Here is a 25,360-nt window from a genome sequence, read left to right on the forward strand (position 1 = left end):
CTTTTGCCGAGGAAAAGGACTACAGTTAAGTCGATAGGGGTCAGGTGTCCAAAGACGCCTTGACGCGAGCAGGAAAGCGGACAAAAGCCATGACGGTGCGGGTGCCCCTCGACTACTACCGGGTTTTGATGCTGTCACCACGGGCGGACGAGCATCAGATCGAGCAGGCCTACCGAGAGCGGCTCGATCCCAAGCCGGGCGAGCGCTCTTGGCTGCTGGGGTTTTCGCCGCAGGCCGTGGAAGCTCGCGCTCAGCTTATTCAAGAGGCAGCCTCGGTGTTGCTTAACCCAGAGGCGCGACAAAACTACGACGAACACCTGACACCGGCGGATCCCACCCTGACGGTGGAAGAGCCCCTCTTGCCAGGAGTGCTGTGTTTGTATTGCGAAGTCGGAGAGTACCAAGCGGCCTTAGATTTGGCTCAACAGATGCTGGAGCAGGGCCACCCTGCCCGTTCTGACGCCATTTTGGCGCGGGCCATCGCCCGGTTGGAGCTGGGCCGGGAAGCCTGGCAACAGGGATCCTACGAAGAGGCGGCGCGCTCTCTGCAGGCGGGCCTGGCGGAGCTGGAGGAGTATCAGGCTTTTCCGCAGCTGCAAGCAGAGCTCCGCCTTGATCTGGGCAAGCTGCGTCCCTACCGCATTTTGCAGCTCCTCAGCCTTGAGACTAGCGCCCCCGCCCAAATCGGCAAAGAGGCGCTTGCCGATCCTGTCCTGGCGCGGCAGCAAGGGCTTGCCCTCCTGAAAGCCATGCTGGACGAGCGGGGTGGCATTGAAGGAAGTGGGCAGGATGGCTCTGGCCTCAGCACAGAAGATTTCTTGCGCTTCATCCAGCGGGTGCGCCGTCACCTTACTCTCCAAGAACAGCAGGAGCTGTTTGAGCGAGAGGCCGAGCGTCCCTCGCTGGTGGCCGCCTACTTGGCCGTGCAGGTGTTGCTGGCAGCAGGCTATCTGGAAAAACGTCCGGCCTTGGTGCGGCGTGCCCGCGGCTACTTGGCCCGCCTGGCCCAGCGGCAGGATGTCCATCTGGAGCAGGCCATCTGCAGCCTGTTGCTGGGGCAGACCGAGGAGGCGCTTGACCATCTGCGCTCCAGCCAAGAAACAGAGGCCCTGCAGTTTATCGAAGAACACTCCGCCGGCTCCCCTGACCATCTGCCGGGTCTGTGCCGCTTCACAGAAAGGTGGTTTCAAGAGGAGGTGTTCCCAGAGTTTCGCGGCCTGGAAACTGCCCAAGCAACCTTGCAAGCTTACTTCGACAACCCCCAGGTTCAGGCTTACCTGGACGAGATGCCCAGTCGCGAGAGCTCGCCGGCGGGGACGCTATCTCCCCCATCTTTCCACCCCGCACCCCATTTGCCTGCTATGGTGGGTGGCCCACGCCTAACTGAGCAAACACAAGAATCGCCTCGCCCGCCCGCCCCCTTTCCGCGGGGAGGGACAGCGCCTCCTCCAGAGCCCCCGCGTATGTCCGATTTGCCCGCCTACCGGCGCGGCGAGGGGCCGGCCAAGCCCCCCTTCGAGGAAGGGATCCCACACGCCCACGAGTGGGGATCGCAGGAGGTGGAGCGTTACCGCCGCAGCCGCCTGGGATCCCGCCGTGGTCGGGGTGAGCGCCCTGCCATTCCCCTCGGCATCGGCTTGGCCGGAGTGGTCGGCGTGGGCATCCTCTCCCTGCTGGTGATCTGGCAGATGCTGAGGAGCCTGTTCACGCCGCCAGCGCCGCCGCTGGAGCAGCCCCAGGTGCAACTGGAGCAGCCGCCGGTTGCCATCGACGCTCCGGGCCAGCCAGAACCCACGCCTGAGCCTGAATTGACCGGCCCTCTGGCCGAGTGGCGGGGTGTGCGACAGGTGCGGGTGATTGCCAATGAGGGCATTAACATTCGCCAGCAGCCCAGCCTGACTGGGGCTATCGTCGGGGCCGCCCCGCGCCAAGCTTTGCTGCGGGTGGTAGAGGTGCAGGCTGGCGAAGGACAGGTGCCTGTCTGGTTGCGCGTTGAGCGAGAGGGGGCCCCAGGGGGATGGGTCGCTGCCCAATCCGGCTCAACCCGTCTGGTGGAGCGACTCTAAGCCTTTCCTGCTGCCAGCTTCCGTTCTCCTTTTGGGGGATAACCTGTCTCCCGTTTGCCTGCAGTGGATATTCTGCGCAATGCCCCGCTGGGAATCTACCTGGAAGAGCCGCGCACCTGGCTGCACCGCCTCGATCCGCGCGTGAAGCTGGCCTGGCTGCTCAGCTTTCTGCTCAGCCCAATTTTGGCTGGCAATGGCTGGCGCCTGGCCGTGGTGGCGGTTCTGTTGTTCTTGACGGTGGCAGCCCGCCTGCCGCGTCGGGTCTGGTCGGGCCAGCTCTCGCTGGTGTTAGCCCTCAGCCTGCTCACTTTTGGGATCACCAGCTTCGCTCCCGATGGGTTGGGGGTTTTCCCGCAGCCGCAGCGGCAGGACGCGCAGGTGGTGGGCTATGGGCTCATCCCCGGCTATGACGGGGGGGTGGAAGAGGGATCCCGCGCAGCAGCCAAGCGGGCCTGGCGGGAGCAAACCCGTGCCTGGCCGACTCCCTACCGCTACCGCTTGCTGCAGGTTTCCCTAGGGGAGCGAACCTTTCAGGTGTCCCGCCGTTCCCTGTCGGTGGCTTTGCGGCTGGGCACCCTCATCTTTACGCTGCTCTACGCCACCAATTTGTTTTTGCTGACCACAGCCCCAGAAGAGATCACAGAGGGGATCGGCCACCTGGTGCAGCCTCTAAAACGCTGGGGATGGCCAGTTGCGGAGGTGATCCTCACTCTCACCTTGGCGCTGCGCTTTCTGCCGCTGGTGATGGAGGAGGTGCAAAACCTGGTGCGGGCGGTGCGCACCCGCGATGTCCGCTGGGGATCCCTCAGCTTCCGGGGCGGGATCCAAACCCTGCTGGCTCTGGTGGAGCGCTTTTTTGAAAACCTGCTCCTGCGAGCAGAGCAGACAGCCATGGCCATGCAGGCGCGTGGGCTGACCGGCCCCGACCACCCCTTGCGCTGGCACCGCCTACACCTGCGGCAGCTAGATCGCGGGGCGCTGGCCCTGCTGCCCCTGTTTTGGCTGCTGAGGGCCTTGTCCCCCTGAGGCTACGGCCGGGGGACGCAGTTCCTTGCCAGCCAGCGGCAGGAGCAGCCGGGCAACGGAGCGCCCATCCCCAGAGGAATAGAAGGAGAGCTGCCCTCCCATCCGCTGCAGTAGCCGTTGGCACAGGCCAAGTTCCAGGCCGGGGCTCGCCGAGAGCGGCGATTGGAAGAGGGGATCGGCGTAGATGACCTGTTGCGGATCCCATTGCAAGGCCGTCAGCAGGTGGGGATCGAAGCTGCCCTGATCCACCACCAGCAGCTCTGCATAGCCCTCTGTGGCTTGGCTCCACAGATCCAGCCGCCCCCCCTCCGGGCTGCGCAAGGCAGCGGCCAGCAGCACTTCCCAGAGGATCATCTCCAATCGCCCGACATCGCCCTGGACGACGAGGCTGAGGTCGCCGTGGGCGCGCGGCCACAGCTTGCGTTTTTGGGTCAGGCCCTCCACTCGGCGCAGGCTTTTGCGCACCAAGGTTGCTAGGGGCACCGACAGCAACTGCGGCTGCACCTGCCACGTTTCCGTCTGCAACAGCGGCTCGGCGAAGACGGCCAGATCCCGCAGCTCCCTGCCGATTTCCACCACCTTTTGCCAGCGGGTGGCCTCATCTCCCCGGATGCCCGGCACTTGGCCAAGGCGGCGCAGGCCGTCCAGCAGGGCATTTTGCAGATCCAGCAGGCGGCGGTGCTTGTACCAATTCAACTCGCTGAGCACCTCCTGCCGCTCCTGCAAAGTTTGCACCCAAAGCAAGCGCCGCAGCGTCCAGCCACAGGTTTGGGCCATCAACGTCACAGCCGCCTGCTCCTCTGCCTCCCAGACTCTGTCCGCCTCTGCTCCCAGGATCAAAACCCCCAGGGGCTCCGGCAGCGAGGGATCCGTCTCCCCCAAGGGCACCAGCAGCCAGGATCCCAGGCCCACCGAGTTTAACCAGGCGCGGCTGGCAGCCGGGATCTGGTCTTGGGCAAGCAGGAGGGGACCCCTCGCCTGCAGCGCAGCGGCCAGCAAGGGATCCTGCCGATTGATCTCAGTGGGGCCGCTGGGGCAGAACTCGGGGGCAGCGGCAAAGGGCGGCTGCAAGCAGGCCCGGCTCTCCCCCGGCTGCCAACTGACCACCAGCGCCAAAGGGATCTGGAGGAGTTGGGCCGCCTGTTGGGCGATGGTGGCGTAGAGAGCCTCAGGGGTGGCCAGGTTTTGCAAAGTCAGACAAGTGGCGATCAGGCCGCTGAGCAAGTGCTCTTGCCGTTCCTGCCGTTGCTGAGACCGAAGTTGCCGCAGGAGCAATCCCACTTGTTGGGCAGTCCCGCGCAGCAGTTGCCGTTCTTCTCGGCTCCAAGCCCTTGGCCGCGGGTGGAGCACTAGGATCAGCCCTTCGGGGGTGGCAGTGCCGCTGGCGCCGGTATGAGTCAGCATGAGGGAGCGCACCCCCAAAGGGGCCAGTTCTTGCCGCCAGGAGAGCAGGCGCAGATCCTGGTTGTAGTTTTCCGCCGCCACCACCTCGCTGCGCAGCAGATCCTGCCAGTCTTGCTCGCTTAAGGAGCTGAACTGCGGCGGCAGAGCCTGCTTGCCCTCGCTGCGGTACTCGGAGAAGAGGCGGGGGTTCGGCCTATCGGGATCCACTGTCAGGACGGCCACCGCACTGGCTTGCAGACGCTGGCCCAGGCCGACGACGGCTTGCTGGAGAGCCTGCGGCAGCTCCGCCGGGTTGTAAAGCGAACGGCCCACCTGCTGCACAAACTCTTGCTCGTCGGCCAACTGGCGGATGCGGCGATCCAGATTTTCCAGGGGGGCGGCTAAGGCCAGCCCATTGGCGGCGGCGGCCACCAACTGGCGCTCCACAGCTTGCCAGGTGCGGGGCACATCCGATTGCACCCAAATGAACCCCAGCAGATCTTTCTCCAGCAAGATGGGGGCGGCCAAGGCCGCCTGGGCCCGCAACTGCTGCATCAGCTTGAGGGGGATCTCGGAGCGGGTCGTCCCTGTGCCGCCTACCACCACCTGGCCATCGGCGAGGGTGTAGTACATATCTCCCAACTCCCGCAGCGAAAGGCCGCCATCTCCTGGCGACGCTGCTCCTGCTTTGGCCTCTTTGGACATGGGGGCAGGAGTAGGTGGCTGGCTGGGTCTAGAGGCGCTTCCATGGGGAACAAACCGCCCCCGGCTGCGCTCGTGCCAGTACACCTGGATATGGACGGCGCCCAGGCAAGTCTGCAGCTCCTGCCTCACCAGGCTGACCCGTTCCTGCAGGGATCCCGCCTGGCATATCGCCGTTCCCAGCCTCAGGAGCGAATCCTCAAGGCGTTTTTCGCTCTGCTGCCTCCAGGCATTTTCCAGCTCCTGCAAAGAGGCGGCCAACTGGCCCAGCAAAATCCCCAGGAGCGCTTTCTCTTCCTCGCGGGTGGTAACCCCCCACATCTGGGATCCCAGCATCAGGATCCCCAGGCAGCGCCGCCGCCCTGCTGCTGAAAAGGGGTAGATGAAGCAGCCTTGGATCCCGCCCAGGCGCCTGGCTTCCCGCTGCCAAAGGCCCATGCGCGGCTCCTGGGAAAGATCGGGCACGCTGATGGGCCGCTGCTCGATCACCACCTGCTCCAAGATCTCCCCCGGCTGCAGGGGATGCACCCCTCGCAAGAGAGTTGGCTCCTCCACAAGGCTAAACCCTCCCTGACCCAGCAACTGGTGATTTTGATAGTCATAAAAGGCCAGCCAGATCAGCGGCGCCCCAAACACCGCCTTGACATACTCCAGCGTGAGCTGAATGAGGGCATTGGCATCGCTCTGCTCCCGCATCTGTTGCAAGGTTGCCTGTAGGGCAACTAGGGGAGAGATGGCCCCAGCTCCACTGGAAGAATAGGGGGAAGGAGGTTGAACCATGGCCCGACGTGGGTTATGCAGGTTTCTGCAGAGGGAAAGCGGCCGCAGCTTTCTCTTGGCCCACCTTAGCCATGCCGTTACTTGGGCGTCAGCCCCTCTCCCAGGAAAGGGGAAGCCCCTCTTGAAAATGGGGCTGCTGGGGAACCTAGGCCCTTTTCAAGGAGCTGGGAGCCGGGACCCGCGCAGTTTGGAGGTGTTGGTGACCAAGCTCTGCACAAAGCGTTGCAAGCGCTGGCGTAGGTTTTCGTCCTTGAGGTTGCCCTGCTCATCGAAGGCGCTCCAAGCCCGACCAATGGCAATCTGCTCCGGGATCGCCCAGCCATGCACCCACCGCACAATTAAACGCATCTGGTTGAGGGTATTGCTGTTGCTCTCACCGCCCAAAACGCTGATCAGCCCGAAGACCTTGCCCTCTAAGTGTTCAAAGCTCAAGAGATCGAGAGCATTCTTCAGGCTGCCGCTGATGCCGCCGTGGTACTCAGGGCTAGCCAGGATGATCCCATCGGCCCGCTTCATTGTTGCCCGCAAAACCTCCACGTCGGGATAGTCCGGGTAGGATTCCGAACCATCGGCAAAGGGCAACTTCATTTGCCGCAGGTCGAGGATGTGCAAGAGAAGCCTCAACCTCTCAAACTCGCGCCGCACCACCTCTAGCGCCTGATAAGTCAAAGAATTGGGCCGCAAGCTGCCGCCGATGGCCACGAAACAAGCTCCAGAGGCTTCAGCCATGACGGCTTGCCAATCGACAGTAGGGGCTTGCAGGGTTGAAGGAGACATAAGCCAGGCTCCTGAGCAGACATTAGTTATGCTTCAAACAATCATAACTCATACTAAATCTGCATTGTAAAGATTTCTTTAGCCGTCTTGCTGAATAAGGCTGACGCATTGCCGAAGCGTCGCGCAGCGATAACAGCCGGATTCTGCTTCGGAGCTGGGATCTGGATATCTCCCAGCAGGGGAAGCTGGGGCCAGCGGATTACATGTAGCAGGTTGGAAAAATCATCTCGCCAGAGGGGATCCCCAGCTTGGGGCAAAAGGGGCTGCCAGGGATCCCAGTCTTGCCGGCCACCAGGGCTTTTGGCCATCAGCACCCAGTGGGAAGGGGCTAGCCCTGCCCGGCGCTGGGCGGCGGTGAGCTCTTCATGGGCTTGCTGCCAGGCGGGAAGCCGCAATGCTCTTGCCAAGGCGGCCAGCACTGGCGCCAAGTCCAGGTGGCGGTTGGTGATGTTAAAGAGCAGCCAGCCCTGGGGCTTGAGCTTGCGGAGGTAGAGGGTCAGGGCCTCCTGGGTAAGCAGATGCACCGGCACGGCGTCGGAGCTGAAGGCATCTATCACCATCAGGTCGTAGCTGCCATCGGGGATCCCTTGCAGGCGGAGGCGGGCATCGCCCAGGATTACCCGCACCTGCGCCCGCCGGCTGGCCCAATCGAGATAGGGGAAGTAGCGGCCCGCCCAGTCGGCCACGGTGGGATCCAACTCGAAAAACGTCCACTCATCCCCTGGCTCGGCGTAGGCGGCCAAGGTGCCGATCCCCAGCCCCAGCACCGCCACCTGGGCCGGAGAAGAGGGCGGCTGCGCCCGCCACCGCTGGAACACCTGACCCACCGGCCCCTCGCGGGAAAAATAGGTGAGCGGCTCCAGGGCCTTTTGGGGATCCAGGTTTTGGCTGCCGTGCAGGGTGGTGCCGTGGAGCAGGCTGCGGAAGGATCCGTCCTCAGCGTGGTATTCCACAATCCGGTGGAGGCCAAAGGCGCTGCGCTCCTCGGCCACCACCTGGAGCCCCGGCGGCAGCCAGGTTTGTCCTAGCAGCAACACTAGACCCATCCCTGTTCCCACCCAGCGCCTTCTGCTGCCTTCTCCTACAGACCCCAGAAGGGCCATCCCCAGAGCCAAGCCCCCAGCGGCTCCAAGGCGAAAGAGCGCCTGAGGACGAAAGCCCAACAGCAACAAAGGCAAGAGCAACCCCAGCCCTAGCGACAGGCCCAGCCGCCCTCCCCGTGCCGCTAAGGCCGCCAGCGACACCCCCAAGAGCAGGGGGTACTCCAGTAAGGTCTCAAACATCTGCGGCGCCAGCAAAGCGGAGAACAGCCCTCCCAAGCTGCCTCCCACAGCCAGCCACAGGTAAAACTGCGTCAACTGCTGGGCGGGTGGACGGGATCTGGCCAACTGACTGTGACAGGCCCAGCTCACCAGGCCAAAAGCCCCCAGATGTAGCGGCAACACCCAAAACCAAGGTCTCGCCCAGCCCAGAACCTGGGCCCCTAGCGCTCCACAGGCCAGCAGAGCCGTTGTCCCTAAAGCCAAGTCATTGGGGTAGAGGCCGCCGAAGGCCAGTATGAAGGTCATGAGGTAAAGGCTCAGGGGAACGGCCCACAGCAGGGGCACCGCCGCCACGTCGGTGGTCAAGAGGGTGGTGGCCGCCACCAACAGGCCCGCCGGCAAAAAGGCCCAGCCGGCCCAGCGCCAACGCTCCCGCCAGGAGACGGGGGGGATCTCCTCCACGGGATCTCCCCTCGGGAAAGTCACCTCCCGCCCGTTCAGCATGAGCCCCACCCCACCCAGCAGCACCAGCGCTGCGACCAGAGCGTAGGATCCCGTCCACAGGTGGGTTTGCCCCGACAGAGACAACCGCGGCTCCAAGAGCAGCGGATAGCCCAGCAGCCCCGCTAGGCTGCCGGCATTGCTGGCCACGTAGAGCCCGTAGGGATCCCTTTTCGCCTCTCCCAGCGCCCGCTGCAGCAACGGCGTCGTCCCCGACAGGAGAAGCAAGGGTACTCCCGCCCTTGCTGTCAAGTCAGCCAACAGAGCTAGGGAAGGGAAGACCCCTTCCAGTTGGCCAGGGATCCCAAACTGAAAGGGCAAAAACTTCAGCCCCGCCAGCAGGAGGATCCCGTGCAGCAGCACGCCCCAGCCGGGAGCGAGCCCTCGCCCCAGCCGGTCTGCCCACAGGTAGCCCAGCAGCAAAGCGAGCTGGAAAAAGACCAGGCAGGTATTCCAAACCAGGGGGGATCCCCCCCAGAGCGGCAGCAGCAATTTGCCCACCAACAACTGCCCCCAAAAAAGGCAAAAGGCGCTGCCGAACAACGTGAGGCCAACCAGCAAAACCACAGCCGTGCCCCCAACCCCTGGCTGTCAGTTCTAAGAAGCTTGGATGCCGGTGCTGGATTCAGGGGCGGATCCCAGCAGCCGCGAACCTCCGCCCGCCCAAGGGAAGTTGCAAACCCAGCTCAGCGGCTCATCACCTGTAGGGGAAAGCGTTCGGCCAACTCCCCTTCCACCTTGGGTAGCCATTCTTCTTGGAACACCCACACCTGGCCCTGCTGCACGCGGCCATCCGGGTTTTGTGTTAGCTCCAGCCAATAGACAAACTGATCCCCCCGCAGCACCACGCCTTGGGTGGCCAGGGCAAGACTGTAGCCGGGATTGTTGGCCAAGGCTTCAGGGGCCGGGTAGCGGATCACCTCCACCGCCCGATCCAAATCGGCGGCGATCTCCGGCCCGTAGATCTCGCGAATGGCTTGGAAAAGATCCTCTGCCGTCAGCCCTTGCGGGCGAAAGAAGGTCATGCGCTCCGAGCGAATCGTCTCCCGATCCAGCGGGTTGATGATCCGGCCCGGCGGGGCCACCGAGGCCAAAAAGGTAAATCGGGATCCATCCGGCTCCACGCGGTGAATGTTCAAGGTTTCGCCCGGGCGGGGCCGCAGCACAGGATTATTTCTCACCCAGGCCGCCGCTTGATCCGGCGATTGCCCAGGGATCCCCCATGCCGCCGATGGAAGGCCCACCACTGCCCAGCAGGCTATGGCCAAACCGATTGCGTCAGCGGGACGGAGTCCTTTCGCGTCGTCGGGACGCAGTCTTCTACCCCGGCCCGACAAAGTCCTTCCCCAGCTCGCGCCCAGGATTGGCCACGGATTACAATGCACCTTCTCAATCCTCCGGACAAACAAGACAAAATGCAAAACGAAAGGCGAAAATAATGTCCACAAAAAGCTAGAAGTTAACAGGCGGGCGTAGACAAGGCGACGTTTACCTCGGAGCGCACCCCGCTCTACCCATGTCTAGTGTATCTGGAGAGCGCAGCGGGATCGTTGCGCCTCAGCGCGAGCATTGCGGCCAATAGTGGCAAGGAGGCTTTGGCGAAATCCCCAAATCTCCGGGGTCACATCCCGCAAAACGTAAAAGATACCTTAAGATTAACGGTAAGCAAATCTCACACGCATCAGGTCAGCACCTCAGGAGGTAACCGATGGCTCTCGTTCCCATGCGGATCCTGCTGGATCATGCCGCCGAACATGACTACGGCATTCCGGCTTTCAACGTTAACAACATGGAGCAGATTCAAGCAATCATGCAAGCTGCCCATGAAACCAACAGTCCAGTCATCCTGCAAGCCTCTCGAGGGGCGCGCAAGTATGCGGGCGAGCACTTTTTGCGCCACCTGATCCTGGCGGCAGTGGAAACCTATCCCCACATTCCCGTCGCCATGCACCAAGACCACGGCAACAGCCCCGCCACCTGCTACTCCGCCATCCGCAACGGCTTCACCAGCGTCATGATGGATGGCTCCCTCAAAGAAGACGCCAAAACGCCGGCCAGCTATGAGTACAACGTGGCCGTTACTGCCGAGGTGGTGAAGGTGGCCCACGCTGTCGGCGTGAGCGTGGAAGGAGAACTGGGCTGCCTGGGATCCCTGGAGACAGGCCGCGGGGAAGCAGAAGATGGCCACGGCGCTGAAGGGGCCCTCAGCCACGACCAACTGCTCACCGATCCGGATCAAGCCGTGGACTTTGTGGAGCAAACCCAAGTGGATGCGCTGGCTGTGGCCATCGGCACCAGCCACGGCGCCTACAAGTTCTCCCGCAAGCCCACGGGCGACATTCTCGACATGGAGCGCATCGCCGAGATCCACCGCCGCCTGCCCAACACCCACCTGGTGATGCACGGTTCCTCGTCGGTGCCCAAGGAGCTCATCGACATCATCAACCAGTACGGCGGCTCCATTCCCGAAACCTACGGTGTGCCGCTGGAAGAAATTCAGCGGGGCATCAAAAACGGAGTGCGCAAAGTTAACATCGACACCGACAACCGTCTGGCCATCACGGCTGCGGTGCGCCGCGCCCTGGCCGAGAATCCGAAGGACTTTGATCCCCGCTCTTTCCTCAAGCCTTCTATCAAGGAAATGCAAAAAGTGTGCGCCGAGCGCTACATCGCCTTCGGCTGTGCCGGCCACGGCACCAAAGTCCCGGTGGTTACCCTGGACGAGATGGCGGCCAAGTATGCTTCTGGCGCTTTGGCGGCTCAGGTGAAGAAGACGGTTGCGGTCTAGCCCTCACACCCAGCCGCTGCAGCCCAAAGGTTCTAACTCAATATCGACAGGTGAGGGGATCCTTTGTGGATCCCCTTTTGCTTTGGAGGAACTTGATGCGTTTTGCCGGTCAGGCAGCTTTTGCTACAGAAGGTTTGTCCGCTTCGACTTGCTGGTTCAGCAACGCCAAAGTCAGGCGATCCAGCATTTCCAAGTCGGCCTCAGAGTAGCGCCGCTGAAAGAGCAGCTCGTTGATGAGGTTTTCTTGCTGCAAACTGAGAAAGCCGCTGCGGAAAACTTGCTCCACGATTGCTTCGATACTAAGGGCCGGAGCAACAGGGAGAGAATTCAAAGAGGCATTCATGGTCGTTTCCGTTTGAGAGGGTTCGTTCGAGAGTTCCCGATTACTTGTGCCGAGGAACGAGATAGCGCTGCTCGATCTGCTCCCTCCAGGAACGGGCGACCTCAGTCTGCAGCTTGTCTACAGCAGAAGCATCGTCCTGCCACTTGAGGGAAACCCCCAGTAGCTCCCCCATGGGAAAGTGCTCGCTCAGCAACGCCGCCAAGCGGTAAGTACGGTAATCTAGCGTTAGATCTACACCAGCTTGCATCTGTATTTCCTCCGCATTTCCAACGTTTACGTCCCCATCATAGCCCAAATATCCGTAAAAAAACGGAAAACACCGAGAATCCACGTACGCGATTTCTAGGATTTTTCTACGCCATTTGGCGGATAGCGGCGGGGATCCCACGGAGCTGTGGGGTGAGTTCAGGGATCCCAGCTCAGCAGAGCCGCGGTTGCGGCGGCCAGGGTGGCGGCGTTGAAGGGCTTGCTGGTGAGGTCATTGGCTCCCAGCCGAGCAAAGAGGCAGCCCGGGCATCCCTGATCCCAGGAGTTCTCTGGATTACAGGGATCCCCTCCATTGCCGCCCGGAGGTCGGAACCTAGTCGGCGTCTTCGTTGCTCACAAAACCTGGGTTGTCCGGGGATCCACTGGGTGCGGGCGATTCCAGGGCGTGTTTGAGGGCATGCCAGGCCAGGTTGGCGCACTTGATGCGTACCGGGAACTGGGCAACTCCCTTCATGGCATTGAGGGAGCGGTACTCCCGCGGAAACTCTTCGCCGCCGCGCATCATGGCCTGGAAGCGCTCGACCAACTGCAGCGCTTCGGGGATGGTGCGCCCGCGCACGGCATCGGCCATAAGATCGGCAGAAGCCAGGGCAATGGCGCAGCCCTCTCCCTCAAATTTGATATCGGCAATCCGCTCCTGGCCGGGATCCAATTGCAAGGTGAGGTCGATGGTGTCGCCACAGGAGGGGTTATGGCCGCGTTGGCGACGATGAACCGGATCGACCCTGCCGAAGTTGCGGGGCTTTCTGTAGCGTTCCAGGATGACTTGCTGATAAAGTCCGCGCAGGTTGTCGAGAGGCATTGTCGTTCCCGCTTGGTCGCTGCTTGGGCCAGAGCCCTATCCCCACCCTCCAGGGGCTACGGCTCCTTCCGGCCAATCTGGCTAGGCCCAAGCTAACTAACTTAATCTTAACCCTGTTCTCTGGGCTGCAACGGCGGGGCAAGGCAGGGCCTCCTCATCTCCCAGATCAAGCGGGTGGATTTCGACGGCTGCCCCGCCCAGTTCTGCCGGAACCTGCTCCCTCCACCGGCAGCAGGGTAGGTCTTGGGCGGGGGCTGGCGGCCTTTTTCGCTGACCAGCAGGGCAACACGCCCAGGTGCCCAAAGTAGCTGCGACAGGCCGGGGGCCTCCAAGGCAAGTCCTAAAAAAGCCAGTTGCAGTAGAGTCTAACGGTGCCGTTTGGGACGGAAGAGGTGGGCGTGGTCAGGGCTGTAGAGCCGCGAGCGGGCCGAGCCGGCTCCTGCCAAGCCCCGTAGGGCGGGACTGATGAGGTAGAGCACGGTGCGCTCTAGGCCGGCTTGCCGGGTGAGGGCCGCCATCTCCGCCAGGGATCCCAGCCAGATCCGCTCGTCCGGCCAGCCCAGACGGTAGCAGATGGCCACAGGGGTATCGGCGGGATAGTGGGTCATTAGATCCGCCTGGGCCTGTTCCACATGGCGGGCGCTCAGATACAGACACAAAGAGGCGCGGCAGGCCGCTAGGCTGGCCAGGGCTTCTGCTTCCGGCACGCGCGTCCGACCGCTGGCGCGGGTGAGGATGACCGTCTGCACCAGCTCCGGCACCGTTAGCTCCACCTGCAAACGGGCGGCTGCCAGTTGAAAGGCGCTCACCCCCGGCACGATCTCAAAGGGGATCCCGGCCTCCGCCAGCCGAATCAGCAACTCGTGCAGAGCGCCGTAAAGAGACGGATCCCCATCCTGCAGCCGCACCACCCGCCGCCCCGCCTTAACCCGCTCCACCATCTGGGGCAGCAGCGTTTCCAAGGTGAGGGAGCGCGTGTCGATGGCCTCCACGTCGGGGCGACAATGGGCCAGCAGCCCCTCCGGCACCAAAGAGCCGGTATAGAATACTACATCTGCTTCTGAGAGTACTCTCTGGCCGCGCAGGGTAATCAGCTCGGGATCCCCAGGGCCGGCGCCGACAATGTGCACCGGCCAGTAGGACGAAGTCGGTTGGCTCATCGGGTTTCTTCCCATCCTAGCAGCAGAGGGCTACCCCCGAGGATGGGATCCCCTGCAGGCTCTGTCCCTTGACCTGGCCTGTATTATGTGTAGTACAATAGAATACAGGCTGCCTGGGCAGAGGGTTGCGCGCTTTTGCGTGCCACGGGCGAGCAGGGAGGACATGGGAGTTGTAGCGCAGCGGCTGGATGCCCGCGGGATCCCAGGGGTGGATCATGGGGTTGTGCTGAGGTTGGCGATGCCCTTGGCGCTCAGCGCTGGCATTCAGGCGCTGATGGGCATAACCGACACCTGGTTTATCGGCCAGATCTCCAGCCAAGCCTTGGCCGGGATGAACGCCGCTTGGTTGCCCACCCAAGTGGCCTTGACCCCTTTCATGAGTCTGGGGCGAGCAGTGCAAACCTTGGTGGCGCAAACCTACGCCGGCGGAGATCCGAAGGGGGCCTCTCGCTATGCCTGGTCGGGAGTTGAGCTGGGGTTGGGCCTATTGCCCCTTTGTGGCCTCTTGTCGCTGTTGGGGAGCTTGCTGTATTCAGGGCTGCCCCTGCCGGCGGGGGTGGCGGAGCAAGCGGCAGATTATTGGCAAGTTCGCGTTTGGGGGGGATCCGCTCTCTTGGGCAGCTTTGCCTTGGCGGGTTTTTTTAACGGCATTGGTTGCACCTGGATCACCCTGTGAGTGGCTGGAGCGTGCTGTTCAACGGCATCCTCAATGCCCTGTTCATTTTCGGCCTGGGCTGGGGGATTGCCGGAGCCGCCTGGGGCACGATCCTGTCGGAATACGGGGAGCTGGCCCTTTACCTGCTGCTGTTTCTCTCGGCCTGGATCCAGCGCGACTACGCTACGCGGCAAACCTGGCTTTTGGCTCACAAGTCCCTGCGGCCCTTGCTGCGGCTGGGCCTGCCGATGGGGATCTACGCTTTGGCGGACATGAGCTCTTTCACGGTGTTTCAGTTGCTGCTGGGCCAGTTGGGGGCTGTGGAGGGGGCAACGGCCCACCTGTGTCTGATGTTGTCTCGCTTTGCCTATTTGCCGGCCCTCGGCTTGGAACAGGCGGCAACCGTCCTGGTGGGCCAGGCCGTTGGCGCCGGGCAGCCGGCTTGGGCGATGCGCTTGGGGAATGCGGTGATAGCCTGGACGGTCGGCTACATGGCCGTGATCGGCGGCGGGCTGGCGCTTTTTAGAGAAGCCTTGCTCGGCCTGTTCGTGGCCGGGACAGATGCCAACGCCGCGGCGATTGTGGAGTTGGGGGGGAGGCTTTTGCAGATCATCGCGGTTTCGTTTCTCTTCGATGGCATCAACTTCTCTGCCGCGGGATCCCTGCGCGGCGCGGGAGACGTGCGGGCCCCCATGGCGATCATGCTCGGGATGAGCTGGCTCTTTTTCTTGCCTTTGGCGCAGATGCTGATCTTTTCCCACAGTTGGATCCCCTTCCTGCCGGGGTTGGGATGGGGGGCTGTGGGGGGCTGGTTGGCCATGCTGATCTATGTCGCCGGCTTGGCCGGCCTGTTGCTCAGCCGCTGGCGCAGTCGGGTGTGGCAAAAGGCGGCTCTGCGTCAGGGCCATCGCCATAGTGAGTTGAGCTAGCGCGCCAGCTCAAGGCGCTGCTGGAGAATTTGCTCGGCCAGCACCAGATCCCAGGGGGTGGTTAACTTCAGGTTAGACTCCTCCCCTTCCACGATGTAAACCGGCCAACCCAGCTTCTCGAATAGGGCTGCGTCATCGGTTACCTGCCACCCCTGGGCCAGCGCCTCCCGATGGGCTTGCCACAACAGCGACAGGCGAAACCCCTGCGGCGTTTGGGCTGCCCACAGCCGGCTGCGCTCCGGTGTCGATTGGATTTGGATCCCCTTGGGGCCGGTCTCGGTGACCTTGATCGTGTCCTTGACAGGGATCCCCGCGATGAGACCATCCACCTGCTGCAAAGCAGCACTACAGCGATCGAATAACTTAGGGGTAGCCAGGCAGCGGGCCCCATCGTGGATCAACACCCGCTCTACTGTTCCCAGGTTATAGAGATACTCAACCCCCCTGTAAACCGACTCCTGCCGCGTCGCCCCCCCTTGTAAAAGCTGCACCGGCGTGGACAGATCCATTGCCGCCAGGATCTGCTCGATGGCCGGCCAATCGCCGGGTTGGGAGAGAATGCCGATCCACTCGATGGAGCTGGCTCGATCCGCAGCCTGCAACGTCCAAGCCAAAATTGGCTGACCCAAGAGCGGCAGCAACAGCTTATTGACCGCAGCTCCCATTCGCTTGCCGCTGCCAGCCGCCGGGATCAGAAGGTGCATGGGATCCAAAAGCGCATTCAACCGGATCCCAGTGTACTGCTTGAGGTCAACAAGCCACAAAAGAGAGGGCCAGACCTGACCCCCTCTCTTGATTTTCAGTCCTGTGTCGCTCAGATCCGACAGCCTCCCGTCGAACCGAGCGCAACAGCTCAAGCTCCCTCCACCTCGGTGGCAGCAGTAACGAAGTCAGGGTAGGCTATGTTGCCGTGCTCGCCCACATCCAAACCGGCAATCTCTTCCTCGGCGCTGACGCGCAAGCCAACAGTTACCTTGAGGATTAAAAACAGGATTAGACAGGTGAAGAAGGGCCAGAAGAAGAGAACGAGAGCGCCTACCACCTGCACGCCGAACTGTGCCCAGGTAACCTCTGAATTGGCGTGGGCAAACCAAGGGATCCCTGCTGCCAACACCCCCCAGATACCACAGGTGCCATGCACGGAAACCGCGCCCACTGGGTCATCAATTTTCAGCGTCGTATCCAAAATCACCGCGGAGAGCACCACGAGGATTCCGGCCACCGAGCCAATGATCAAGGCCCCCAGCGGATGAACTGTATTGCAAGGGGCAGTGATGCCCACCAAGCCCGCCAGCACCCCGTTGGCGCCAAAGGTCATGTCTGGCTTGCCAAAATGCACCCAGCAGGTGATTGTCGCCCCAATGGCCCCCGCTGACGCGGCTAGCAACGTATTCATGGCAACCCAGCCAATGTCTGCATTCGCAGCAGTGGTCGAGCCAGCGTTGAACCCAATCCAGCCCAAGGCGAGGATAAACACCCCCAACATCCCCAGCGGCAGGTTGTGGCCAGGGATCGCCCGCGGTTCTCCATTAGGGCCGTACTTGCCAATGCGAGGGCCGAGCACAATGGCGCCTGCCAAGGCCGCAGCGCCGCCTACCAAATGCACCACCCCCGATCCAGCGAAATCAATGTAGCCCAGATTTTCCAGCCAGCCAACTGTGCCGCCGTTGTAGTCCCCAAACAGGCCGTTCCAAGCCCACCCCCCGGATATGGGGTAGATGATGGCGGAGATAAAGAGCGAGTAGATCAAGTAGGCCAAGAACTTGGTGCGCTCTGCCATCGCTCCGGAAACAATGGTGGCGGCGGTAGCGGCAAACACCATCTGGAAGACAAAGAAAGTAAAGGGCCAGCCATCTGCCTCGTAAGCCTGCTGCCAGCCAAAAGCAAACCAGTCAGTGCCGAAGAAGCCAGTACTTTTGCCGAACATGAGGCCAAACCCGATGAACCAGAAGGCGCAACAGCCCATGCAGAAGTCCATCAAGTTCTTCATCATGATGTTGGCGGCGTTCTTGGCGCGGGTAAAGCCCGTCTCCACCATGGCGAACCCCGCCTGCATGAAGAACACCAAGGCTGCTGCCACGATCGTCCAAACAATGTCAGCGTGTTTCTGAACTGCCTCGGCCTCTTGAGCAAAGGCAGTTCCCTGGCCGAATAGAAAGACCAGCGCAGCCATTAGAGCAGCAGTCAGACTCCACCTGGCCGGTCGCCAGAGCCACTGGGGCACCTGGCTCTTGAGCTTTTGGATCATTGTTGTACTCATGCTTTTGGACTCACCTAAAGGGACAGTACTTCTCAAAAGACGTTACCCGGAAAGTGGGGCAAGAACACCTCATCAGAGATACAGCAAAAGAGACATGCAGCAAACCCCCACAAGGCTCAGGACGGGTAGCCCAAACCCCAAAGATCCCTCCTTACAGGGCATCTTGGTTGAGTTCGCCAGTGCGGATGCGGATGGTTTTTTCGACGGGGCTGATGAAAATCTTGCCGTCCCCAATTTCGCCGGTGCGAGCCGCTGCAATCAGCTTCTCCACCACCGTATCCACCAGGTCATCTTCGACCACGATCTCCACTTTCAGCTTTTGTAGGAACTCTACCGTGTACTCGGATCCCCGGTAACGCTCGGTTTGTCCCTTTTGCCGGCCAAAACCCCGTACTTCACTTACGGTCATGCCGACAATCCCGGCATTGACCAAAGCAATTTTGACCTCATCCAACTTAAATGGCCGGATCACGGCCTCGATTTTTTTCATGTGCCTCCTGCACCCTGAACAGTTCCGCTAATTTCTAACACTACCAACACCTGTGAATTGTAAAAACGGATACATTTTTTATCTCCTACTGAAGATGCTTACCACTCTGGGTTGGCTCCCGTCAAGACTGGAAGGTCAAGCTTAAGCTACCCTAACGGGAGGAAGCCTCCGATGGGGGCTCACCAACATCCACGGGCGGCTGAGGGCTAAGAGAGGCCAAGCTGGCTGTAATGAGCGCTACCGCAAGCCACCACAGCATTTGTACCTGTGGACGATACCAGATGGTATCCACCAAGCCGTGGACCATCATGCCGGTGCAAGCGGCCAAGCCCGCTGCCACCCACAGACCCTGGGGATCCCGCAAGTTGAGCAAAGTTTTCCAGCATCTCCAGCCGTGATCCCAGAGCACCAAGAGGAACCAGGCGAAAGTTAAGGAGCCGATGAAGCCAGTCTCCACGGTGAGCTGCAGAGGCACCGAATAGGCTCCGAGGGCGCTGAAGTTGCCTCGTTGGTAAAGGGGGTAGACGCGGTTAAAGGCGACATTACCGGGGCCGATCCCCAAGATGGGAAAGTCGCGGATCATGTCCAAGACCGCCGCCCAGACGTTGATCCGAAAGTTGTTGCTGGTGTCTAGCCGCCCCCAAAAAAGGCTCTGCACCCGCAGCCGCAGGGAGCGTACCGTCAGGATCCCGAGCAACAGAGCAGCCCCCCCTCCGCCCAACAGGGCCGGCAAGGCCCAACGCCGCCAGCGGGCTGGCAAATCGACAGAATGCCACTGTGCCAACAGCACGGCCATCAGGGTGAGCGTGGCCAGCCCCCCAATCCAGGCGCCACGACTGTAGGTGAGCAACAGGCAAATCAGGTTCACCGCCGTCGTAAACCCGGCCAGGAGTTTCGCCCCCCAACTGGGCCAAATCCAAGTGGCGGCCAGCCCCAGAGGAATGACCGGGATCAAGTAGCCCCCATACAGATTTGGATTGCGCAGATAGCTGTACACCCGCGTCAGACCCGCCAAACCCGACTCCGGATCCACCCAGGTGGCCAGCTCGGCAGCCCCGTAAAAGTATTGCCGCAGGCCATAGACCCCCATCGCCAAGCTGACCAAAAGCAGGGATCCGACGATCCAATCCCGAAACTGCAGTTGGCGAAGCAGACGCTGCAGCAGCAGATAGCCGGCCAGGTAGAGCGTCAACTTCAGCCAGCCCTCCCGCGCTGCATAGGGAACCGGCGAAAGGATCGTGGCCAGGGTGGCAATTCCCCAAAACAGGCCTAGGGGCAGATGGACGGGCAGCCAAGTTGGGGTTTCCACCAGCCAGCCCAAGACCACAAGCGCCGCCATGGCCAGCAAAATCAGACCTAGGATGCCGGTGGAGCTTTGCGCCGAAAAGACCCAATACAGCAGCACCAGGCCCAAACCGATCCAGTCAGAGGTTTGCACCAGTAGGCTGCTTTTGCCCCAACTCCGCAGGGATCCCGACACTCGGCTTAAAAGGCTGCCCTGCCACCAGGACTCGATAGGAAAATCCCGCAGCAGCAGGCCGCGCCACAGTCGCGTTGCTCGTTCCATGGCTCCTTCCAGCGCCCTGGGCACTTGTGCTTCAGGCCTATCTTCCGAGTTTATCTCCCCAGCGAACAGGGGCAAGGGCGGGAAGGCAAGCGGGATCCCCCTTCTAGAACTCGCAGACTCATTGCTAGAGTTAGCTGCCTCGCCGACCTCGAAGCGCCCTTTAGGCAAACGAGGCTAGCGGGTGGGGCTGGGATTTCCCAACCTCTTCAGAGTTGAAAGGGGAAACCCCTGCTCCCAACTGGCCTGCATTGAAGACTTGGGGATTACAATAATGAATTTGCACACGAATAGGCCGGCCTAAACCCAGAGCAGATCCCAGGCAGCGGGCTAAAACCTGCACCTTGAACTCCAGTTCGCCAATGGTGTCCATACGCTTGCAGCCCTCCCTCCAACCCCGTCTCTAAGCCCAGCTTAGGAGAAGATTGATGATAGTTCTTCAGTGGGAATACAGAATTTGCCAAGCTAGATCATGTAAAGCTGGCGTTTTTTTAGAGAGAAAAGAAGCTGAAACTTGGCCAGGCTTTCTCCGGAAGATCCCGGATAAAGACCCGGAACCTGCCGCTGATTAACGTAAGCAAAATAACGCCTAGAGAAACTACGGAAAAAAGCTGGAGACCAAGCTGAGGGGACTTGGGGGAGTATGCCTGTCTACCTTTACTGGGGAGATGACACCTATCGGCTGATGCAGGCGGTGCACCAGTTGCGGGAGCAAGTGCTGGATCCCGACTGGGCCGCTTTTAACTACGATCGCCTGCCGCCGGAGTCCACACTGGCCGGACTTAACCTGGCCATGACCCCGCCCCTGGGATCCAACGCTCGCCTGGTTTGGCTGGAAGAGACGACGCTCACCCAGGATTGTCCGGAAGAGTGGGTAAGGGAACTGGAGCGGACGTTAGCCTCTTTACCCCCCACCACCCATTTGTTGTTGACCACCCGCAACAAGCCCGATGGACGGCTCAAATCCACCAAGCTCCTCAAGCAAGTGGCCCTTGCCCGCGAGTTTCCCCAACTGGCCCCCTGGGATGAAGAGGGTATCCTGAGGCAGGTATACAGCGAGGCCCGGCAGCGGGATCTCAAGCTCAGCCCAGAGGCAGCCCAGAAGTTGGCGGAAGCCGTGGGCAACGACTCCCGCCGCTTGGCGATGGAACTGGAAAAGCTGGCTTTGTTTACGGTCAACCAACGGGATCCCATCTCCCCTGAGCAAATCGAGGCTTTGGTGCCCGCCAGCGCCTACAACAGCTTTCAACTGGCCGCCTCCCTGCGCCAGGGCAACTTGGATCAGGCCCTGCGCATCCTGGCCCATCTTTTGGATCACAACGAGCCGGCCCTGAAGATCCTGGCGGTGTTGGTGGGGCAATTTCGCACCTGGCTGTGGGTAAAGCTATTGCTGGAGGAGGGAGAACGGGATCCCAAAGTCATCGCCCAAAAAGCAGAGATTGCCAATCCCAACCGGGTTTATTTTCTCCAAAAAGAGGTGGGATCCCTAAAAAGCTCGGCGCTGCTGCAGGTGATGCAGCAACTTTTACAACTGGAGTATCAGCTCAAGCAAGGTCAACCGGAGCGAGAAGTGTTTCAAGAGGCTCTGATCCAGATTGTGGCCATTCTCCAGAAATCCTGAGCCTTTTCGTTCAGGGACAGTTCTAGCAACGGGCAGCCTACCCACCGGGATCAGATCCTTCACCAGGGAGGATCCCTCTTCGGAACTCAGAGTAGGTAGAGCAGGATAAACAGCACAATCCAAACCCCATCCACAAAGTGCCAGTAGATCTCAGCAGCCTCGACGCCAAAGTAGTGTTGGGCGCTGTAGTGACCCGGCTTCAGGGATCGCCAAAGCACCGCCAAAATAAACAGCAGCCCCGCCGCCACATGTAGCCCGTGAAACCCGGTCAAGACATAGAAGGTGCTGGCAAACAAGTTGGTGGTAAGGCCAAACTCCAGGTGGCTGTACTCGTAGAGCTGCCCGGCCAAGAAAATCGCACCCATCAGGGCAGTGAGGGCAAACCACAGCCGTAGCCCCTTGACGTTATTGGCCTGGATGGCGGGCTTGGCCTGGTGGATAACCAAGCTGCTGGCGAGCAAAATCGCCGTGTTGATCCCAGGCAAGAGCAATTCCCGCTCCGGCGTCCCTTCCGGCGGCCAGACGGGGGCCGTGAGGCTGTAAGCCAAGTAGGCCATGAACAGGCCCAAGAATAAGCAGCCTTCCGCCACCAAGAACATCAGCAGACCAAAAATGCGATGATCTGGGTGCTCAGCGTGAGCGGTGTGGGCCTGAGTGTGGCCCGCTATCAAGGCATCAGCAGCAAGGGATCCTTGCATATTCTTCTCCACTCAAAAAATAAACCAATCGAACCTTAGAATTCCTGAGACGGTGTGGCCAGCCCAGCCGGGATCAAGACTGGAATGCCCGGTGAGTAGAAGATGGAGACCCCCTGCTAAGAAGAAGTCGTAGGCTCTGCTTCCGCCAACGCCAGCTCCCGCAAGCTCTGCAACTGGGCGGCAAAGTAATCCAAAGTCTCCTTGCTGTGCAGGCCGTAGTCGTAGGGGCCGGTCAGCAGAATGGGATCCCCGTAGAAGTTGTGGGCAGGCGGCGGGGAAGAAGTCGCCCACTCCAGGGTTAGAGCCTGCCAGGGGTTGTCGCCGGCCTTGGGCCCGGCCACCCAGGAGTAGATGGCGTTCACCAAGAAGGGCAGCGTGGAAATGGCTAGAACAAAAGCCCCCACGGAGCTAATCCAGTTGAGGTCGGCAAATTGCGGGTCGTACTGGGCCACGCGGCGGGGCATGCCCATCAGGCCCAGCTTGTGCATCGGCAAAAAGCACATGTTGAAGCCGACAAAGGTCAACACAAAATGCACCCGCCCCCAGAACTCGTTCAGCAGCCGCCCGGTCATCTTGGGGAACCAGTGGTAGAGGCCGGCATAGATGCCAAAGACGCTGCCGCCAAACAACACGTAGTGTAGGTGGGCCACCACAAAGTAGGTGTCGTGGACGTGGATATCCAACGGCACCGAAGCAAGGATGATCCCGCTCAAGCCGCCGATGACGAACATGGAGATAAAGCCCATGCCAAACAACATGGCCGAGCGGAAGTGGATCTTGCCGCCCCAGAGAGTCGCCAGCCAGCTAAACACCTTGATCCCGGTGGGAACGGCAATGGCCATGGTGGCGATCATGAAAAACACCCGCATCCAGTCGGGAGTGCCGCTGGTAAACATGTGGTGAACCCAGACAATCAAGCCCAAAAAACAGATGGCCAAGCTGGAGTAGGCAATGGCTTTGTAGGCAAAGATGGGCTTGCGGGCGTGCACCGGCAAGATCTCCGAGATCATGCCGAACACCGGCAAAACCATGATGTACACCGCCGGGTGGGAGTAAAACCAGAACATGTGCTGGTACACCACCGGATCCCCGCCGCCGCTGGGGTTGAAGAAAGCCGTGCCCGCCAACAGGTCAAAGCTGAGCAGGATCAGCGCCCCCGCCAGAACCGGCGTTGCAATGAGCGTGATGATGGAAGCGGCCAGCATCGCCCAGCAGAACAAGGGCATACCCTCCATCTTCATGCCGGGCAGGCGCATCTTGAGGATGGTGGTGATGAAGTTCACGGCCCCCAGGATCGAAGAGGTTCCGGCCAGCAAAATGCTCAAGATCCAGAGCTCTTCTCCCACCTTGCCACTGATGAGGCTCAGCGGCGGATACGAGGTCCAGCCAGCTGAGGGGGCCTCGATAAACAAGCTGGCCAGCAGCAAAAGGCCACTGGGTGGAACCAGCCAAAAGGCGACGGCGTTCAGCTTGGGAAAGGCCATGTCCCGCGCCCCGATCATCAGCGGCACCAGGTAGTTGCCAAAGCCCCCCATCAAAGCCGGCACGATCCACAAAAAGATCATGATCGTGGCGTGCAGGGTAAAGGCCCCGTTGTAGCGCTCAAAGCCGAGAAAGTCCGCCTCTGGGGTAGCCAGCTCCGCCCGTACCGCTGTGGCCAGCGCTCCCCCCACCAAGTAGAAGAAAAAGGTGGTCACCAAATACTGGATCCCAATGACCTTGTGATCGGTGGAGAAGGTAAAAAAGCGCCACCAAGGCTCGGCGGGAGGATCCAGGCTGGCTTTGGGGGCAGCGGCAAGGGTGGGATTGTCCTGTAGCTGGGTCATGGCAAGAAGCTCCTACTGGCGTCACCAGAATGTGCGTCAAGGGGGAGTTGGAGAGAGGCCAGCTCAGCCGGCGAGAGGCCCAAACGTTGCCGGTGAACTTGGACAAAGGCAGACTCCGACGGAGAAAATTCCAGACGATGCCCGTGCTGGAGAGGCAGTGACGGCGAGTCCGCCGCCAGGGCAAGGGCGCCACCCTCTCCACCGGCGGCCAAAACTTGCTCCTGCTGCCAGCGCTCGAACTCTTCCGGCGTCTCCACAATTAGTTGCCCGGCCATCACCCCATGGTAAGGGCCACACAACTCGGCGCAGACGATGGGGTAAGTTCCCAACTGCGTGGGCACAAACTCCAAGTGGGTTTCTCGGCCCGGAATGAGATCTTGCTTGAGGCGAAATTGCGGCACCCAGAAGGCGTGGTTGACATCCAGAGCCGTCATATTAAGGCGCACCCGCTTGTTAAGAGGAAGGTGCAGCTCGCCAGCCACCAAACCCGACTCCGGATAAGTGAATACCCAAGCATATTGCATGCCCTGAACTTGGACAACCAGCTCCGGCTGGCCCATCTCCTTTCCGGGCAGCAGCGCGGGAGTGTAGGCATAGTCCGGATCCCCTGCTGCTGAGTCTTGGGAGGGCTCCATCGCCATGGCCGTGTGGATGTGACCGCCCACATCGGCGCCCCCATACACCGCCTGATAGACATCGAGGCTGGCCAGGCCCAGCCAGAGGATGATCACTGCTGGCACCGCTGTCCAGACGATCTCCAGCAGCACGTTGCCGTGGTTGGGATCCCCATCCCCACGGTCGCCCCGCCGCTTGCGGTAACGGATGGCACAGTAGAGAAGCACCCCCTCCACCACCAAAAAGATCCCCGTGGCGATGGTGATCGTGCTGTTGAAGAGGCTATCGAACAGAGGAGCCGAGTTGGCCGCTGCTTCGGGAAGCAGATGGTGATTCTGGCCATACCAGAGGCTGGCCAGGGTCAGCAGAACCCCAATACCCACCAAAATGATGTTACTGAGCGCACTCACGACTGCTCTTCCCCACTGCAAATGCAAGGCACGCCCGCCCTAGACAAAATCTGTTCTGCGAACAGAGCCGAAGCGGGCCACACCCATCCTTCATATCCATTTAGGTCACGGGAGCTGGAGAGGATTGCCCAGGCTTAGGGATCTCTTCAGAATCTTCATCGCTGGGAATTGGTAGAGGGGAGCGGCTTGATTGGCAGGATCGACAGAGCTTCTGGAAGATGAACGATGCATGCAGAGGAGGCGTGGCTCAGCACAAAGAAATTCTTAAAAAGCCTTCGCCAGCCGCAAGTCTGCATTTAGGATCCGTTACAGGGGAGTCAGTCTCCTTGTCTGCCTATAGCTAGATGCTGAGCCAGTTAGACCTCAAAGACCTATTGAATTAAGTTCGCTAACTGAAATGGATAGCTTAAGTATCGATCTCGATTATTTTTTATG

General features: G+C 60.9%; 21 protein-coding genes. 6 read left to right on the plus strand and 15 right to left on the minus strand.

All coding sequences use genetic code 11. From position 1 onward, the window contains the following. The first annotated feature begins 44 nt into the window (after positions 1–44). Both CYA_RS07045 and CYA_RS07050 read left to right on the plus strand, forming a co-directional pair. Positions 45–2,066, plus strand: a complete 2,022-nt coding sequence (locus tag CYA_RS07045) for an SH3 domain-containing protein (RefSeq protein WP_228375202.1) — start codon at positions 45–47, stop codon at positions 2,064–2,066. 63 nt (positions 2,067–2,129) lie between these two features. Then, positions 2,130–3,092 (plus strand): energy-coupling factor transporter transmembrane component T family protein, encoded by a 963-nt coding sequence (locus tag CYA_RS07050; protein WP_011430339.1) that lies wholly within the window; start codon positions 2,130–2,132, stop codon positions 3,090–3,092. On the opposite strand, the gene CYA_RS07055 is transcribed toward CYA_RS07050, so the two are convergent. From CYA_RS07055 to CYA_RS07070, 4 genes are all read right to left on the minus strand, one after another. Next, on the minus strand, positions 3,030–5,957 hold the full coding sequence (locus tag CYA_RS07055; RefSeq protein WP_011430340.1) for a GAF domain-containing sensor histidine kinase: 2,928 nt from the start codon (positions 5,955–5,957) through the stop codon (positions 3,030–3,032). The genes CYA_RS07050 and CYA_RS07055 overlap by 63 nt on opposite strands. A 156-nt stretch (positions 5,958–6,113) precedes the next feature. After that, positions 6,114–6,734: an NADPH-dependent FMN reductase gene (locus tag CYA_RS07060; protein WP_240527366.1), complete on the minus strand. Its 621-nt coding sequence runs from the start codon at positions 6,732–6,734 to the stop codon at positions 6,114–6,116. Between the two features lie 53 nt (positions 6,735–6,787). Next, positions 6,788–9,064 (minus strand): fused MFS/spermidine synthase, encoded by a 2,277-nt coding sequence (locus CYA_RS07065; RefSeq protein ID WP_011430342.1) that lies wholly within the window; start codon positions 9,062–9,064, stop codon positions 6,788–6,790. Positions 9,065–9,183: 119 nt separating this feature from the next. Beyond that, the gene (locus CYA_RS07070; RefSeq protein ID WP_228375204.1) at positions 9,184–9,741 is read right to left on the minus strand and encodes a hypothetical protein; all 558 of its coding nucleotides are present in this window, start codon (positions 9,739–9,741) and stop codon (positions 9,184–9,186) included. A 464-nt stretch (positions 9,742–10,205) separates the two neighbouring features. Between CYA_RS07070 and fba the strand changes: the two genes are divergently transcribed. Next, positions 10,206–11,285: a class II fructose-bisphosphate aldolase gene (fba, locus tag CYA_RS07075; RefSeq protein WP_011430345.1), complete on the plus strand. Its 1,080-nt coding sequence runs from the start codon at positions 10,206–10,208 to the stop codon at positions 11,283–11,285. A 109-nt stretch (positions 11,286–11,394) separates the two neighbouring features. On the opposite strand, the gene CYA_RS07080 is transcribed toward fba, so the two are convergent. The 4 genes from CYA_RS07080 to cobM all read right to left on the minus strand — a co-directional run bounded on the left by CYA_RS07080 (position 11,395) and on the right by cobM (position 13,857). Further along, on the minus strand, positions 11,395–11,628 hold the full coding sequence (locus CYA_RS07080) for a hypothetical protein (protein WP_011430346.1): 234 nt from the start codon (positions 11,626–11,628) through the stop codon (positions 11,395–11,397). A gap of 40 nt (positions 11,629–11,668) precedes the next feature. Further along, entirely contained in the window at positions 11,669–11,875 is a 207-nt protein-coding gene (locus CYA_RS07085; RefSeq protein ID WP_099834884.1) for a hypothetical protein, read from the minus strand. A 333-nt stretch (positions 11,876–12,208) separates the two neighbouring features. Beyond that, on the minus strand, positions 12,209–12,697 hold the full coding sequence (sufU, locus tag CYA_RS07090) for a Fe-S cluster assembly sulfur transfer protein SufU (RefSeq protein ID WP_011430348.1): 489 nt from the start codon (positions 12,695–12,697) through the stop codon (positions 12,209–12,211). 365 nt (positions 12,698–13,062) lie between these two features. Next, positions 13,063–13,857: a precorrin-4 C(11)-methyltransferase gene (cobM, locus tag CYA_RS07095; RefSeq protein ID WP_041438344.1), complete on the minus strand. Its 795-nt coding sequence runs from the start codon at positions 13,855–13,857 to the stop codon at positions 13,063–13,065. A 163-nt stretch (positions 13,858–14,020) separates the two neighbouring features. On the opposite strand from cobM, the gene CYA_RS07100 reads away from it, so the two are divergent. Then, complete coding sequence (locus CYA_RS07100) at positions 14,021–14,533, plus strand: MATE family efflux transporter (RefSeq protein WP_041438346.1); 513 nt, start codon at positions 14,021–14,023, stop codon at positions 14,531–14,533. After that, positions 14,530–15,441, plus strand: coding sequence for an MATE family efflux transporter (locus CYA_RS07105; RefSeq protein ID WP_041438348.1), 912 nt, complete (start codon positions 14,530–14,532; stop codon positions 15,439–15,441). The genes CYA_RS07100 and CYA_RS07105 overlap by 4 nt, the downstream gene beginning before the upstream one ends. Here CYA_RS07105 and ispD read toward each other — a convergent pair. From ispD to CYA_RS07125, 4 genes are all read right to left on the minus strand, one after another. Further along, the gene (gene ispD, locus CYA_RS07110; RefSeq protein ID WP_011430350.1) at positions 15,438–16,145 is read right to left on the minus strand and encodes a 2-C-methyl-D-erythritol 4-phosphate cytidylyltransferase; all 708 of its coding nucleotides are present in this window, start codon (positions 16,143–16,145) and stop codon (positions 15,438–15,440) included. The two genes, CYA_RS07105 and ispD, sit on opposite strands and share 4 nt — an antisense overlap. 149 nt (positions 16,146–16,294) lie before the next feature. Then, complete coding sequence (locus CYA_RS07115) at positions 16,295–17,701, minus strand: ammonium transporter (RefSeq protein WP_011430351.1); 1,407 nt, start codon at positions 17,699–17,701, stop codon at positions 16,295–16,297. 151 nt (positions 17,702–17,852) lie between these two features. Continuing rightward, a complete protein-coding gene (locus CYA_RS07120; RefSeq protein WP_011430352.1) occupies positions 17,853–18,191 on the minus strand; it encodes a P-II family nitrogen regulator in 339 nt (112 codons plus the stop codon). 151 nt (positions 18,192–18,342) lie between these two features. Further along, positions 18,343–19,758, minus strand: coding sequence for an IctB family putative bicarbonate transporter (locus tag CYA_RS07125; protein ID WP_011430353.1), 1,416 nt, complete (start codon positions 19,756–19,758; stop codon positions 18,343–18,345). Positions 19,759–20,398: 640 nt separating this feature from the next. Between CYA_RS07125 and holA the strand changes: the two genes are divergently transcribed. Further along, positions 20,399–21,376 (plus strand): DNA polymerase III subunit delta, encoded by a 978-nt coding sequence (gene holA / locus CYA_RS07135; RefSeq protein WP_011430355.1) that lies wholly within the window; start codon positions 20,399–20,401, stop codon positions 21,374–21,376. An 86-nt stretch (positions 21,377–21,462) separates the two neighbouring features. Here the strand turns inward: holA and CYA_RS07140 are convergent, their stop codons facing one another. From CYA_RS07140 to CYA_RS07150, 3 genes are all read right to left on the minus strand, one after another. Beyond that, positions 21,463–22,074: a cytochrome c oxidase subunit 3 gene (locus tag CYA_RS07140; protein ID WP_011430356.1), complete on the minus strand. Its 612-nt coding sequence runs from the start codon at positions 22,072–22,074 to the stop codon at positions 21,463–21,465. A gap of 116 nt (positions 22,075–22,190) precedes the next feature. Beyond that, positions 22,191–23,900 (minus strand): cytochrome c oxidase subunit I, encoded by a 1,710-nt coding sequence (gene ctaD / locus CYA_RS07145; RefSeq protein ID WP_011430357.1) that lies wholly within the window; start codon positions 23,898–23,900, stop codon positions 22,191–22,193. Further along, positions 23,897–24,925, minus strand: a complete 1,029-nt coding sequence (locus tag CYA_RS07150) for a cytochrome c oxidase subunit II (protein WP_011430358.1) — start codon at positions 24,923–24,925, stop codon at positions 23,897–23,899. The genes ctaD and CYA_RS07150 overlap by 4 nt, the downstream gene beginning before the upstream one ends. Positions 24,926–25,360 lie beyond the last annotated feature (435 nt).

It is taken from the genome of Synechococcus sp. JA-3-3Ab, from assembly GCF_000013205.1.
GTDB lineage: Bacteria > Cyanobacteriota > Cyanobacteriia > Thermostichales > Thermostichaceae > Thermostichus.

What these genes read in the sequence shown, in the direction of transcription:
- CYA_RS07115 (WP_011430351.1), bottom strand. Translation starts at nt 17,701, where the DNA reads ATGAGTACAACAATGATCCAAAAGCTCAAGAGCCAGGTGCCCCAGTGG.
- CYA_RS07120 (WP_011430352.1), bottom strand. Translation starts at nt 18,191, where the DNA reads ATGAAAAAAATCGAGGCCGTGATCCGGCCATTTAAGTTGGATGAGGTC.
- CYA_RS07060 (WP_240527366.1), bottom strand. Translation starts at nt 6,734, where the DNA reads ATGTCTCCTTCAACCCTGCAAGCCCCTACTGTCGATTGGCAAGCCGTC.
- CYA_RS07085 (WP_099834884.1), bottom strand. Translation starts at nt 11,875, where the DNA reads ATGCAAGCTGGTGTAGATCTAACGCTAGATTACCGTACTTACCGCTTG.
- CYA_RS07080 (WP_011430346.1), bottom strand. Translation starts at nt 11,628, where the DNA reads ATGAATGCCTCTTTGAATTCTCTCCCTGTTGCTCCGGCCCTTAGTATC.
- CYA_RS07125 (WP_011430353.1), bottom strand. Translation starts at nt 19,758, where the DNA reads ATGGAACGAGCAACGCGACTGTGGCGCGGCCTGCTGCTGCGGGATTTT.
- fba (WP_011430345.1), top strand. Translation starts at nt 10,206, where the DNA reads ATGGCTCTCGTTCCCATGCGGATCCTGCTGGATCATGCCGCCGAACAT.
- holA (WP_011430355.1), top strand. Translation starts at nt 20,399, where the DNA reads ATGCCTGTCTACCTTTACTGGGGAGATGACACCTATCGGCTGATGCAG.
- CYA_RS07100 (WP_041438346.1), top strand. Translation starts at nt 14,021, where the DNA reads ATGGGAGTTGTAGCGCAGCGGCTGGATGCCCGCGGGATCCCAGGGGTG.
- CYA_RS07140 (WP_011430356.1), bottom strand. Translation starts at nt 22,074, where the DNA reads ATGCAAGGATCCCTTGCTGCTGATGCCTTGATAGCGGGCCACACTCAG.
- CYA_RS07055 (WP_011430340.1), bottom strand. Translation starts at nt 5,957, where the DNA reads ATGGTTCAACCTCCTTCCCCCTATTCTTCCAGTGGAGCTGGGGCCATC.
- cobM (WP_041438344.1), bottom strand. Translation starts at nt 13,857, where the DNA reads ATGAGCCAACCGACTTCGTCCTACTGGCCGGTGCACATTGTCGGCGCC.
- ctaD (WP_011430357.1), bottom strand. Translation starts at nt 23,900, where the DNA reads ATGACCCAGCTACAGGACAATCCCACCCTTGCCGCTGCCCCCAAAGCC.
- sufU (WP_011430348.1), bottom strand. Translation starts at nt 12,697, where the DNA reads ATGCCTCTCGACAACCTGCGCGGACTTTATCAGCAAGTCATCCTGGAA.
- ispD (WP_011430350.1), bottom strand. Translation starts at nt 16,145, where the DNA reads ATGCACCTTCTGATCCCGGCGGCTGGCAGCGGCAAGCGAATGGGAGCT.